We start from the raw sequence: 12,631 nt of genomic DNA, 5'->3' as shown, positions 1-12,631 counted from the left end.
AACCGGGGCGGCGTTCGGTGCGATACGTTCGCGAACGTGTTGCGCGGTGCTGCGTTGTGCTACGCGGTGTTGCGCGCCGCGTCACCCTCCCGCGCCAAGCTTGTCGAGCGCCTCGCGCGTGACCAGCACGATGCCGTTCTCGGTGCGGTAGAAGCGCTCGCCGTCGCGCACCGGGTCTTCGCCGATCACGAGTCCATCGGGAATCACGCAGCCGCGGTCCACCACGACCTTGCGCAGCCGGCAGCTCGCGCCCACTTCGACCTGCGGTAACAAGACTGCCTCGGCAATGTTGCAGAACGACTTCACGACCACATTCGACGACAGCACCGAGCGCGAAATCTGCGAGCCGGAGATCACGCTGCCGCCGCAGACGATCAGGTTCGTGCCCGAGCCTTGCAGCCCGTTCAGGTCGCGCACGAACTTGGCGGGCGGCAATTGCTCCTGATACGTCCAGATCGGCCAGTTGCGGTCGTAAAGGTCGAGCGCCGGGATGGTCGAGGCGAGGTCGAGGTTGGCGGACCAGTAGGCGTCCACGGTGCCGACGTCGCGCCAGTACGGCTCGGCGCTCGGGTCCGAGGTCACGCAGGACATGCTGAACGGATGCGCGATGGCGACGCCGTCGCTGACGACGCGCGGAATGATGTCCTTGCCGAAGTCGTGGTCGGTGGCGCTCGCGGAGATGTTTTCCTCGAGCAGCTTGAAGAGGTAAGCGGTGTCGAACACGTAGATGCCCATGCTCGCGAGCGCGATGTCGGGGCGGCCCGGCATGGCGGGCGGATCGTCGGGTTTTTCGACGAAGCCCGTGACGCGGCGCTGTTCGTCGACGGCCATCACGCCGAACGCGCGCGCTTCCAGACGCGGCACTTCGATGCAGCCCACGGTGCAGTCCGCGCCGCTCGCGGCATGGTCCGCGACCATGCGCGTGTAATCCATCTTGTAGATGTGGTCGCCGGCCAGCACGACCACGTATTTCGGCGAGATCGAGCGGATGATGTCGAGATTCTGGTAGACGGCGTCGGCGGTGCCGCGATACCAGTGCGCGCCCTCGACGCGCTGCTGCGCCGGCCACAGATCGAGAAACTCGTTGAATTCGCCGCGCAGGAAGCCCCAGCCGCGCTGCAGATGCCGCAGCAGCGAGTGCGCCTTGTACTGCGTGACCACGGCGATGCGGCGGATGCCCGAATTCAGGCAGTTCGACAGCGCGAAATCGATGATGCGGTACTTGCCGCCGAAGTAGACGGCGGGCTTCACGCGCTTGTTCGTGAGCGGACCGAGGCGCGTGCCGCGACCGCCCGCGAGCACGATGGCGAGCGTGGTGCGTTGCAGATCGTTGAGGCTTGCCGGAGTTTCCATGGACGTCTCCTTGTTGTGCCCCCGGTTTCGCTGTGATGTGTCGCGGGCCGGTCTCGGCGAGGGTTCGCCAGGTCCGCCGGGTTCCGCGATGTCCGTTTTGTGACCGCGCATTGAATGTTCTAGCACCGAAAAGCGGGTAGTGCGAATCCGGTGTGCGCGCGCGGCCTCAGAGCGGGAAGCAAGCCGCTTGCCTGGTCGGTGGGCGTGCATGCGGGCGGGGCGCCGGACCGGCAATAAAAAACGGGCGCATCGAGCGCCCGTTTTCTCCTTTTCTCCTTAAGCGGCCAACTCGCCGCGCGACTTCGATCAGCCCGCCGCCATCTCCGCGCGCACCTCGGCGGTGATCTCGAACGAACGCAAACGCTTCGCGTGATCGTAGATCTGCGCGGTGACGATCAACTCGTCGGCCTGGGTCTGCTCGATCACCGACGCGAGTCCCGCGCGCACCGTTTCGCGATCGCCGATCACGGAGCAGGCGAGCGAATGCGCCACGCCGGCGAGTTCGTAATCGTTGGCGGCGATCTGCTCGACCGGCGGCGGCAACTGCCCCGGCGTGCCGCGCCGCAGATTCACGAACTGCTGCTGCAGCGAGGTGAACAGCAGACGCGCTTCGTCGTTGCTTTCGGCGCCGATCACGTTGACGCCGACCATCGCGTGCGGTTTCGCGAGCGTCGCCGACGGGCGGAACTGAGAGCGATACAGACGCAGCGCCGTGAGCAGATGATCGGGCGCGAAGTGCGAGGCGAACGCGAACGGCAGACCCATCGCGGCGGCGAGCTGCGCACCGAACAGGCTGGAGCCGAGGATATAGAGCGGTACGTGCAGGCCCGCGCCCGGCACCGCACGCACGCGCTGGCCTTCGACGGGCTCGCCGAACAGGCGCTGCAATTCGGCGACGTCGTCGGGGAACGCTTCGGCGCTGGCTTGCAGATCGCGGCGCAGCGCGCGCGCCGTGGTCTGGTCGGTGCCGGGCGCGCGGCCAAGACCGAGGTCGATACGGCCCGGATAGAGCGCTTCGAGCGTGCCGAACTGCTCGGCGATCAGAAGCGGCGCGTGGTTGGGCAGCATGATGCCGCCCGAACCCACGCGGATAGTCTGGGTGCCGCCCGCCACGTAGCCGATCACGACCGAGGTGGCCGCGCTGGCGATCCCGGTCATGTTGTGGTGCTCGGCGAGCCAGTAGCGGTGGTAGCCCCAGCGCTCGGCGTGCTGGGCGAGGTCGAGCGTGTTGCGCAGCGCGGCGCCGGCGTTCGAGCCGGCGGGCACCGGCGACAGGTCGAGGACGGAGAAGGGAATCATGGGGATCGTGGCGCTCCGGAATTCATGAGGCGCGGCGGCAAGGCCCGCGCAAGGTGCGGCCATTGTGCCAAAGCGCTCCGGAACCTGCTGACGGCCGCCAGGAACCCATGCGGGCGGCGTGGGTTCCATCGCTCGCCATGGCGGTTTAATTGAATCGGAATAATTCTTGTTTATTCCGACTTTACAATCTCTAATTCAATTGTGTTAAAGAAGCATTGCGATATGCTTACCGAATTTTTTCAATTACAGCAATATTGTCGGTGGAAAAGATTCGCTGTTGGAATAATCGCGGACCTTTCCGATCTTTTCATCTTTGAGAAGGATTTTTGCGAAGACTGGAAGGTTGTTTGAGGACGTTGCTGCTACAATTTTTGCGCCGAATCAGGGCGCAGATTGCGAAACTCGCGCGATGCGCATCAAGTTTTAAGGCGTCGTTTAATCAAATCATCATTTAAATTTGCGCTGGGTCACTAAAAATGACGTCGCCCGTTACGTTTATGGCGATCAATATGTAGTGCAGATACGATGCGCGTTTGTTTTTTGATGAATTTCGGGGTAGGGCAAATGGTTCCAGGCAAGACATTTGATCTGGACGGTGCGGTATGCCGGGCCGTCGTGTGCGCATTCGCGCCATGCGGCGTCCGCCTGACTGACGGGCGAGGCGCGTTCGCATGACAGGTTCGCTCTTTTCCGCATGGCCGTTCGCGTGGTGGCTGCTGGTGGCGTTGTGCTGCGCCGCCACGTTCTACGCCATCAGCGCCGCGTTGACGATGCCGCGCCACGGCTCCGCCACGCAGGTGCGCCTCGCCGCGCGTCTCGCGCGCGCCCGCGCGGCCACGCCGGTGAGCGTGCTCAAGCCGCTGTGCGGCGCCGAGCCGCGTCTCTACGAGAACCTCGCGACCTTCTGCGAGCAGCGTCATCCGCGTTATCAACTGATCTTTGGCGTGTCGTCGGCGAACGATCCGGCCATCGCCGTGGTGCAGCGGCTACAGGCCGCGTATCCGGGCCACGACATCATGCTCGTGATCGACGCGAGCGTGCACGGCAGCAACCTCAAGGTCAGCAATCTGATCAATATGGCGGCGCACGCGCGTCATGACCTGCTGATCGTGGCCGACAGCGACATCGCCGTCGAACCGGACTATCTCGACATCGTCACCGCGCCGCTCGCCGATCCGCGCGTGGGCGTGGTGACCTGCCTCTATCGCGCACGCAGCGTCGGCGGCTTCTGGCCGCGCCTCGGCGCGCTGTTCATCAACGAATGGTTTGCGCCGTCGGTGCGCGTCGCGCACTCGACGGGCTCGCGCGCCTTCGGTTTCGGCGCCACGCTGGCGCTTTCGCGCACGACGCTCGAGCGCATCGGCGGCTTCGCGGCGCTCAAGGACTGTCTCGCCGACGACTATCTGCTGGCCCGTTTCGCGCGCGATCACGGCCTCGCGACGGTGCTCGCGCCCGTGCTCGTCGCGACCGACGTGATCGAGCCGACCTTGCGCACGCTGTGGCTGCGCGAAACGCGCTGGCTGCGCACGATCCGCTCGGTGAATCCGGCGGGCTTCGCCTCGCTTTTCATCACGTTCACGTTTCCGTGGCTCGTCGCGGGCGCGCTCGGTTATGCGCTGCTCGCGGGTCTGCTGCCGGTTCGCGGCAGTGGCGTCGCGCTGTGCGCCGGCGCGCGGGCGGCGATGGCCGCGCTGGCGACCAGCACGGTCGGCGGTATCATCGCGCGCATAGCGTTGCATGCGCGCAGCAGCGGCGGCTGGCGCGTGTTCTGGCGCGATTTGCCGCTCGTGCCGCTGCGCGACGCGTTGCTGCTCTTGCAGTGGCTCGCGGCCGTGTTCGGCTCGCATGTGGTCTGGCGCGGCGTGCGCGTGCCGGTGGCCAATCCCGAAACGGGCGAGGCGGCCGGGCCCGGACACACGCTTGTCACGCCGACCGTGTCCACTGCGCGCGAGCCGCGTGTGAGCGCGTCGCGGCGGCGCGCGGTCGTCGAGGTCACGGATGGGCGCTGATGGACACGGATGGCGCTGAACAGAACACGCATACGCACCACTCATCGCGCGCGACGCCGGCTGGAACCGGCGTTCGCGCGCGCACGCTTTCAAGCACAATTGACTCAAGGATTGCCGGAGCATTCATCTCATGAAAACGCTGTTTTTGCAGGCCCCGTCGTATGACGGCTTCGATGGCGGCGCAGGTTCGCGCTATCAGGCGAAGCGCGAGATCCGCTCGTTCTGGTATCCGACCTGGCTCGCGCAACCCGCGGCGCTGGTGCCGCAGAGCCGCGTGCTCGACGCGCCCGCCGACGGTATCGGCGTGGAGGAAACGCTCAAGATCGCGATGGACTACGACCTCGTGATCATCCATACGAGCACGCCTTCGTTTCCGACCGACGCGCTGTTCGCCGAGGACCTCAAGAAGCGCAAGCCGTCGCTGCTGGTCGGCATGGTCGGCGCGAAGGTGATGGTCGATCCGCACAACTCGCTCACGGCGTCCGACGCCATCGACTTCGTCTGCCGCGAGGAATTCGACTACACCTGCAAGGAAATCGCCGAAGGCAAGCCTTTCCCCGAGATCAAGGGCTTGAGCTGGCGCGCGAAGGACGGCTCGATCGAGCACAACGAAGCGCGTCCGATCCTCGAAAACATGGACGAGCTGCCGTTCGTCGCGCCCATTTACAAGCGCGACCTGAAGATCGGCAACTACTTCATCGGCTATCTGAACTACCCGTACGTGTCGATCTACACGGGGCGCGGCTGCAAGTCGCGCTGCACGTTCTGCCTGTGGCCGCAGACGGTCAGCGGCCATCGCTATCGCACGCGCTCGGTCGAGAACGTGATCGCCGAAGCGAAGTGGATTCGCGACAACATGCCCGAAGTGAAAGAGCTGATGTTCGACGACGACACCTTCACCGACGACCTGCCGCGCGCCGAAGCCATCGCCATCGGCCTCGGCAAGCTCGGCATGACGTGGTCGTGCAACGCGAAGGCCAACGTGCCGTACAAGACGCTCAAGGTCATGAAGGAAAACGGCCTGCGCCTGCTGCTCGTGGGCTTCGAGTCGGGCGACGACCAGATTCTCGTGAACATCAAGAAGGGCGTGCGCACCGACTTCGCGCGCCGTTTCAGCGCGGACTGCAAGAGCCTCGGCATCAAGATTCACGGCACCTTCATTCTGGGTCTGCCGGGCGAGACGCAGGAGACCATCAGGAAGACCATCGAGTACGCGAAGGAAATCAATCCGCACACGATCCAGGTCTCGCTCGCCGCGCCGTATCCGGGCACGACGCTCTACAAGCAGGCCGTCGAAAACGGCTGGATGGAAGAGAACAAGACCATCAATCTGGTGAGCAAGGAAGGCGTGCAGCTCGCGGCGATCGGCTATGCGCATCTGTCGCGCGAGGAGATCTATCACCACCTCGAACAGTTCTATCGCCAGTTCTATTTCCGGCCGTCGAAGATCTGGGAAATCGTCCGCGAAATGCTGACGAGCTGGGACATGATGAAGCGCCGTCTGCGCGAAGGCGTGGAGTTCTTCCGCTTCCTGCGCGCCCACGAGGCATGATGCAGCCGCCCGCGCGCGCGCTGATTTTCACCGCCGACGACTTCGGCCTGCACGAGCGGGTCAACGCGGCGGTGGAGCGCGCGCATCGCGACGGCGTGCTCAATGCCGCGAGCCTGATGGTGGCCGCGCCCGCCGCGGCCGACGCGGTGGCGCGCGCGCAACGCCTGCCGACGCTGCGCGTGGGCCTGCATCTCGTGCTGGCCGACGGCGCGTCGATGCTGCCGCGCGCGCGCATTCCCGCGCTCGTCGACGCGCAAGGCCGGTTCGGCGACAACATGGTGCGCGACGGCTTTCGCTTCTTCTTCCTGCCGCACGTGCGTGCGCAGCTCGCGCTCGAAATCCGCGCGCAGTTCGAGGCGTTCGCGGCGACGGGCCTCGCGCTCGATCACGTGAACACGCACAAGCATTTCCATCTGCATCCCACGGTGCTTTCGCTGATCCTGTCGATCGGCCGCGAGTATGGTTTGCGCGCGGTGCGTCTGCCGCTGGAAGCGGGCGCGCCCGCCGCGCTCAAGCCGTGGCTCGCGCTCGTGCGCGCGCGCCTCGCACGGGCGGGCATCGCGCATAACGATTACGTGGTGGGCATCGCGAACACGGGCGCGATGGACGAAGCCGTGCTGCTCGAAGCGATCGCGCGCCTGCCTGCGCAGGGCGTCGGCGAAATCTACTGCCACCCGGCCGAAGCGCCGGCGGTGGGCGAGGGGCCGATCACCGCGTCGATGCAACGCTATCGCCACGCCGATGAACTTGCCGCGCTGGTCTCGCCGCGCGTGGCCGCCGCGCTCGCGCGTGCGGGCGTGCGTCACGGCGGCTTCACCGACGTGTTTTTCGATGGCGGCGATGGTCGCGACGGTCATGATGTTCACGCAGCGACGCGGCCGCGCGCCGGGCTGGCGGAGGGTCGGGCGTCATCATGAAGTGGCTTCAATGGCTGGGTTTGCCGGTCGGGATCGCGATCCTGATCGGCCTCGTGGTTCACGACGGCGCGCATGACGTGATGCGCGTGATCGGCGCGGCGGGTCCGGTGCTGCTCTGGCTCGTGCCGTTCCATGCGCTGCCGCTGCTGCTCGACGCGCACGCGTGGCGTCTGCTGCTCGACCGGCGCGCGCCGCTTGCCTTCCTCTGGTGGGTCGCCACGGTGCGCGAAGCCGTCAACCGCCTGCTGCCCGTCGTGGGCGTGGGCGGCGAGCTGGTCGGCATTCGCCTTGCGCGCTGGAAATTGCGCGAGCCGCACGAGGCGAGCGAGGTCACGGCGTCGGTGATCGTCGAGGTCTTCGTGACGATCGCCGTGCAGTACGCGTTTTCGGCGCTCGGCGTGGTGCTGATCGTCGCGGCGACCGGCGACGGCGGCTCGTTGCGCACCATCGTCACGATCGCGCTCGCGCTCGTGCTGAGCGCGCCGCTGCCCGTGCTCGCGATCGTGCTGCTGCGTCGCGGCGGCGTGTTCCATGCGATCGAGCGCTGGGCCGCGCGTCTGTTCGGCGAAGCAACGTGGCAGAAGCTGGGCATCGACGGCCAGCGGCTCGACGCCGATCTCGATGCGCTGATGTCGCGCACGGGCCTGATGTTCCGCGCGTTCTTCTGGCAGCTTGGCGGCTACATGCTGGGCGCGTTCGAAACCTGGTGGGCGCTCTCGCTGCTCGGCCATCCGGTCTCGGTCGGCGACGCGCTCGCCATCGAAGCCATCACCCAGGCGGTGCGCCACGCCGCCTTCATGGTGCCCGCGGGCCTCGGCGTGCAGGAAGTCGCCGTGGTGCTGCTCGCGCAACTGTTCGGCGTGAGTCAGGACGTGGCGTTCTCGCTCGCGCTCGTCAAGCGCATGCGCGAAGTGGTGTTCGGCGTGATCGCGCTGATTTCCTGGCAGGCCGCCGAGATCGTGCGCACGCGCCGCGCGCTGCACGGCGGCGCGCCGGAGCGCGTCGGGCTGCGCGCCGTTGCGCGCGTTGCCGAACCTTCGAAGCGGGCTTCGGGACACGACCGGCGTCATTGACGGTACATTGTGGCTATCCGGCGTGCGCCGGGCCTCGGGGCCGCGCACGCGCAAGCCCATGTTGATGCCGTACCCGAACATGCCTTCCCCATTCAGATCCACGCGGACGCTCACCGCTGCGTGCGCAGCGCTGGCGGCGTTCACGCTCGCCGGCTGCGACGACCGCCAGTTCGACGCCATGCTCGATTCGCTCCGCCAGAGCTTCAAGACCTTCTTCGATTCGGTGAAGCCCGACGCGCTGCTGCTCAAGGGCCTCACGCCCGGCGTGTCCACGCTCGAGCAGGTGCGCGAGCAGATGGGCAAGCCGGAGACCGAGCGCCTGTTCGACGACGGCTCGCGCCGCCTCGAATATCCGCGCGGCCCGCAGGGCCTCAAGACCTTCATGGTCGACATCGGCCCGAACGGACGGCTCGTGGCCATCACCCAGGCGCTCACGGCGGAAAACTTCGCGAAGGTGCGTATCGGCATGAGTCAGGACGAGGTGCGCGCGCTGCTCGGCAAACCGGGGCAGATAGCCGCCTACCGGCTCAAGCAGGAGACCGTCTGGAGCTGGAAATGGTACGAGGGCGGCGTGACGCCGGAGGCGTATTTCAACGTGCATTTCGGCCCGGACGGCCATGTCTCGACGACATCGCGCTCGGACGTGATACGTGGACACTAAGGTGGGCACTAAGGTGGACACTAAGCGCGGACATTGAACGAATCGGCGCAAAACACAGACAAAACGCCATGACTCTGAAACAAGACAGGCAACAGGCACGCGGGAGGCGGGTATGGTGACGCAACGACGACGCGCCCGCCGCGTGGGGCTCGTGCTGGGCGGCGGGGCGGCGCGCGGCTGGGCGCATATCGGCGCGATCCGCGCGCTGGAGGAAGCGGGCATCCGGCCCGACGTGGTCTGCGGCACCTCGATCGGCGCGCTGGTGGGCGCGGTCTATGCCAATGGCGATCTGGACTGGCTGGAGGACTGGGTCGGCAAGCTCACGTGGCAGACCGTGGTGCGGCTGCTCGATCTGCGCTTTTCGGGCGGGCTGCTGGGCGGGCGCAAGGTCATCGACCTGTTCGCGAAGCAGTTCAACGGCCGCGCGATCGACGACCTGAAAATGCCGTTCGCGGCGGTCGCGACCGAACTCGACACGGGCCGCGAGGTCTGGCTGCGCGAGGGTGGCGTGGTCGACGCGGTGCGCGCCTCGATTGCGATTCCGGGCATCTTCACGCCGATCTGGCACGACGGCGTCTGGCTCGTCGACGGCGGCCTCAGCAATCCGGTGCCGGTGTCCGCCGCGCGCGCGATGCGCGCCGACACGGTGATCGCCATCGATCTCAATCACGACATTCTCAATGGCCGCGATCTGGGCGGCGCGATCGACACGGTGCCGCGCGCGGTGCCGGGCGCCGCGCGCCGCGCCGTGACCGACGGCGTGTTGCCGGAAGCGGGCGAAGCGGCGGGCGACGTGACCGGCGCGAGTGGTATCACCGGCGCGGCCGACCCGGCGCCCTTGATGCGCAAGAACGGCAAGCGTTTTCCGGGCTGGCTGCAACCGTCGGGGCCGGGCGGGGCGGGCGGTCCGGACGTGCGCGTGGCGCCGCCGCCTTCGGCGCGGGTGCCGTCGATGCTCAGCTCGATCGCGCAAAGCATCGACATCATGCAGGTGCGCATCACGCGCAGCCGTCTCGCGGGCGAACCCGCCGATGTGCTGATCCAGCCGCGCCTCGGCGGCATGGGGATTTTCGACTTTCATCGCGCCGGACCGGCCATCGCCGAGGGCCGCGCGGCGGTCCAGTACATGCTGCCCGCGATCCGCGCGCAGTTGGGGATCGACTGAGGAGGGCGGGCTCGACCGCCGCCTCGCGTCGGCGCCTGACATCCGCGGCATCGCGCCGTCTATCGAAAAAGCGACCCGAAACTTGTCAAAACGCCCCGCGGGCTTGCGCCTGGCGGGGCGTTGTCTTTGCAGCTTTCAAAAGCATCGCGCCCTGACAGTGCGGGCGAAACGCCGTCGCGCCGGGCCCGGCGGCCTGCGCCGACACGAATTGTTGCAATGCAGCACGCGCGCCGGGCGCGTTTGAGCAAACAATTTGGCGCTGCGACGATCCGCGCCACTTCCCGGGCTTTTTTCGCGCCCGGCATCTCGACCACGACTTCCCCGGAGACGCGCGTGATGCTTTACGGCTTTGGTCCGGTGCTGCTCGCCGGCACGATCCAGACGATCGAACTCTCGCTGCTGTCGCTGGGCGTGGCCGTGCTGCTCGGCCTCGCGGGCGCGGCGGCCAAGCTCTCGTTCAACCGGCCGCTTGCGGCCTGCGCGACGGCCTACACCACGCTGATCCGTTCGGTGCCCGATCTCGTGCTGATGCTGCTGCTGTTCTACAGCATCCAGATCGGCGTGAACGAGGCCACCGACGCGCTCGGCATGGCGCAGATCGACATCGATCCGTTCGTGGCGGGCGTGCTCACGCTCGGCTTCATTTACGGCGCGTATTTCACCGAGACCTTTCGCGGCGCGTTTCTCGCCGTGCCGCGCGGCCAGCTCGAAGCGGGCTACGCCTACGGCATGAGCGGCGCGCGCGTGTTCGCCCGCATCCTGTTTCCGCAGATGATGCGCTTCGCGCTGCCGGGCATCGGCAACAACTGGCAGGTGCTCGTGAAAGCGACGGCGCTGGTGTCGATCATCGGTCTCGCCGATGTCGTGAAGGCCGCCCAGGACGCGGGCCGCAGCACCTTCAACCTGTTCTTCTTCCTGCTGATCGCCGCGCTCATCTATCTCGCGATCACGACGATTTCGAACTTCGCGCTGATCTGGCTGGAACGCCGCTACTCGGCCGGCGTGCGCCACGCGCAACTCTGACACCGCAAGGGCACAAGCGATGAACGAAATCCTTCAGCAATTCGGCCGCGCGTTTCTCTACTGGGACGGCGAGCACGTCTCCGGCCTCGCCATGACGCTCTGGCTGCTCGTGGTGTCGGTGGCGTTCGGCTTCGTGTGCGCGGTGCCGCTCGCGGTCGCGCGCGTTTCGCAGCGGCGCGGGCTGTCGATGCCGGTGCGCTTCTACACCTACGTGTTTCGCGGCACGCCGCTCTACGTGCAGCTTCTGCTGATCTACACGGGCGTGTACAGTCTCGCCTTCGTGCGCAGCGAACCGCTTCTCGACGCGTTCTTTCGCAGCGGACTGAACTGCGCGATCCTCGCGTTCGCGCTCAACACCTGCGCGTACACCACCGAGATTTTCGCCGGCGCGATCCGCGCGACCTCGCACGGCGAAGTGGAAGCGGCGCGCGCCTACGGCATGAGCCCGTTTACGATGTACTGGCGCATCGTTCTGCCTTCGGCGCTCCGCCGCGCGCTGCCGCTGTACAGTAACGAAGTGATCCTGATGCTGCACGCCACCACGGTCGCGTTCACGGCCACGGTGCCCGATCTGCTCAAGGTGGCGCGCGACGCCAACTCGGCCACGTATCGCTCGTTCGAGTCGTTCGGCCTCGCGGCGCTGATCTACTGTGCGGTATCGTGCGTGCTGGTGGCCGCGTTCCGCCGCGCGGAAAAGCGCTGGCTCGGCCATCTGGCCGTGCGCACGCGCTGAATCGCCTTGCACTGACGCGACATTTTTTTGGAGACCATCTTGGCTCAGACGATGCAAACGACGCCTGCGGGCGAGAGCAAGCTGATCGCGCGCGACATCCACAAGCGTTACGGCGACAACGAAGTGCTCAAGGGCGTCTCGCTCGACGCGAAGAAGGGCGACGTGATCAGCATCATCGGCGCGAGCGGTTCGGGCAAAAGCACGTTCCTGCGCTGCATCAATTTTCTGGAGAAGCCGAACGCGGGCGAGATCGTCGTCGATGGCGAAACGGTGCGCACGAAAGCGGCCCGTGACGGCGGCCTCGAAGTGGCCGATCACAAGCAGCTTCAGCGCATCCGCACCAAGCTCGCGATGGTGTTCCAGCACTTCAATCTCTGGTCGCACATGAACGTGATCGAGAACGTGATGGAAGCGCCGCTGCACGTGCTCGGCGTGCCGCGCAAGGAAGCCGAGGAGCGCGCGCGCGAGTATCTGGAGAAAGTCGGGCTCGCGCCGCGCGTGGAAAAGCAGTATCCCTCGCATCTGTCGGGCGGCCAGCAGCAGCGCGTGGCGATCGCGCGCGCGCTCGCCATGCATCCGGACGTGATGCTGTTCGACGAACCGACGTCGGCGCTCGATCCCGAACTCGTCGGCGAAGTGCTCAAGGTGATGCAGAAGCTCGCCGAGGAAGGCCGCACGATGATCGTCGTGACGCACGAAATGGGTTTCGCGCGCAATGTGTCGAATCACGTGATGTTTCTGCATCAGGGCCGCACGGAGGAGCAGGGCGCGCCCGCCGACGTGCTCGGCGCGCCGAAGAGCGAGCGCCTGCGCCAGTTTCTGTCGGGCAGTCTGAAATAAGCGACG

The 12,631-nt window shown here is 66.5% G+C and carries 11 protein-coding genes; 9 read left to right on the top strand and 2 right to left on the bottom strand.

Annotated features, from left to right (window positions below; genetic code table 11):
- Positions 1-81: 81 nt before the first annotated feature.
- Positions 82-1,353 carry a glucose-1-phosphate adenylyltransferase gene (glgC, locus tag BMY06_RS26905; RefSeq protein WP_065061182.1) on the bottom strand — a complete coding sequence of 424 codons (1,272 nt, stop codon included), beginning with the start codon at positions 1,351-1,353 and terminating at the stop codon, positions 82-84.
- Positions 1,354-1,659: 306 nt separating this feature from the next.
- A complete protein-coding gene (locus BMY06_RS26900; RefSeq protein WP_074986344.1) occupies positions 1,660-2,652 on the bottom strand; it encodes an LLM class flavin-dependent oxidoreductase in 993 nt (330 codons plus the stop codon).
- Positions 2,653-3,323: 671 nt separating this feature from the next.
- Between BMY06_RS26900 and hpnI the strand changes: the two genes are divergently transcribed.
- The 9 genes from hpnI to BMY06_RS26855 all read left to right on the top strand — a co-directional run bounded on the left by hpnI (position 3,324) and on the right by BMY06_RS26855 (position 12,625).
- Positions 3,324-4,661: a bacteriohopanetetrol glucosamine biosynthesis glycosyltransferase HpnI gene (hpnI, locus tag BMY06_RS26895; protein ID WP_080180552.1), complete on the top strand. Its 1,338-nt coding sequence runs from the start codon at positions 3,324-3,326 to the stop codon at positions 4,659-4,661.
- A 130-nt stretch (positions 4,662-4,791) separates the two neighbouring features.
- Complete coding sequence (gene hpnJ, locus BMY06_RS26890; RefSeq protein ID WP_074986342.1) at positions 4,792-6,213, top strand: hopanoid biosynthesis associated radical SAM protein HpnJ; 1,422 nt, start codon at positions 4,792-4,794, stop codon at positions 6,211-6,213.
- On the top strand, positions 6,210-7,130 hold the full coding sequence (hpnK, locus tag BMY06_RS26885; protein WP_074986340.1) for a hopanoid biosynthesis-associated protein HpnK: 921 nt from the start codon (positions 6,210-6,212) through the stop codon (positions 7,128-7,130). Before hpnJ ends, hpnK begins: the two co-directional genes overlap by 4 nt.
- Positions 7,124-8,203, top strand: a complete 1,080-nt coding sequence (locus BMY06_RS26880; protein ID WP_065061186.1) for a lysylphosphatidylglycerol synthase domain-containing protein — start codon at positions 7,124-7,126, stop codon at positions 8,201-8,203. The genes hpnK and BMY06_RS26880 overlap by 7 nt, the downstream gene beginning before the upstream one ends.
- Positions 8,204-8,282: 79 nt before the next feature.
- Positions 8,283-8,864, top strand: coding sequence for a hypothetical protein (locus BMY06_RS26875; RefSeq protein WP_065061244.1), 582 nt, complete (start codon positions 8,283-8,285; stop codon positions 8,862-8,864).
- A gap of 115 nt (positions 8,865-8,979) precedes the next feature.
- The gene (locus BMY06_RS26870; protein WP_110329369.1) at positions 8,980-10,029 is read left to right on the top strand and encodes a patatin-like phospholipase family protein; all 1,050 of its coding nucleotides are present in this window, start codon (positions 8,980-8,982) and stop codon (positions 10,027-10,029) included.
- A 333-nt stretch (positions 10,030-10,362) separates the two neighbouring features.
- Positions 10,363-11,052: an ABC transporter permease gene (locus BMY06_RS26865; protein WP_065061188.1), complete on the top strand. Its 690-nt coding sequence runs from the start codon at positions 10,363-10,365 to the stop codon at positions 11,050-11,052.
- Between the two features lie 19 nt (positions 11,053-11,071).
- Entirely contained in the window at positions 11,072-11,785 is a 714-nt protein-coding gene (locus BMY06_RS26860; protein ID WP_074986338.1) for an ABC transporter permease, read from the top strand.
- 51 nt (positions 11,786-11,836) lie between these two features.
- Positions 11,837-12,625 carry an ABC transporter ATP-binding protein gene (locus tag BMY06_RS26855; RefSeq protein WP_065061245.1) on the top strand — a complete coding sequence of 263 codons (789 nt, stop codon included), beginning with the start codon at positions 11,837-11,839 and terminating at the stop codon, positions 12,623-12,625.
- Positions 12,626-12,631: the final 6 nt, after the last annotated feature.

The organism is Paraburkholderia tropica (assembly GCF_900109265.1).
GTDB lineage: Bacteria > Pseudomonadota > Gammaproteobacteria > Burkholderiales > Burkholderiaceae > Paraburkholderia > Paraburkholderia tropica.
Note: the sequence above shows the minus strand (reverse complement) of the source record. Positions and strands in the feature narration are given on the sequence as shown.

Bases quoted from the DNA above. Each gene is read 5' to 3' on its own strand.
- hpnJ (WP_074986342.1), top strand. From the start codon at position 4,792: ATGAAAACGCTGTTTTTGCAGGCCCCGTCGTATGACGGCTTCGATGGC.
- hpnK (WP_074986340.1), top strand. From the start codon at position 6,210: ATGATGCAGCCGCCCGCGCGCGCGCTGATTTTCACCGCCGACGACTTC.
- BMY06_RS26875 (WP_065061244.1), top strand. From the start codon at position 8,283: ATGCCTTCCCCATTCAGATCCACGCGGACGCTCACCGCTGCGTGCGCA.
- glgC (WP_065061182.1), bottom strand. From the start codon at position 1,353: ATGGAAACTCCGGCAAGCCTCAACGATCTGCAACGCACCACGCTCGCC.
- BMY06_RS26860 (WP_074986338.1), top strand. From the start codon at position 11,072: ATGAACGAAATCCTTCAGCAATTCGGCCGCGCGTTTCTCTACTGGGAC.
- BMY06_RS26900 (WP_074986344.1), bottom strand. From the start codon at position 2,652: ATGATTCCCTTCTCCGTCCTCGACCTGTCGCCGGTGCCCGCCGGCTCG.
- BMY06_RS26855 (WP_065061245.1), top strand. From the start codon at position 11,837: ATGCAAACGACGCCTGCGGGCGAGAGCAAGCTGATCGCGCGCGACATC.
- hpnI (WP_080180552.1), top strand. From the start codon at position 3,324: ATGACAGGTTCGCTCTTTTCCGCATGGCCGTTCGCGTGGTGGCTGCTG.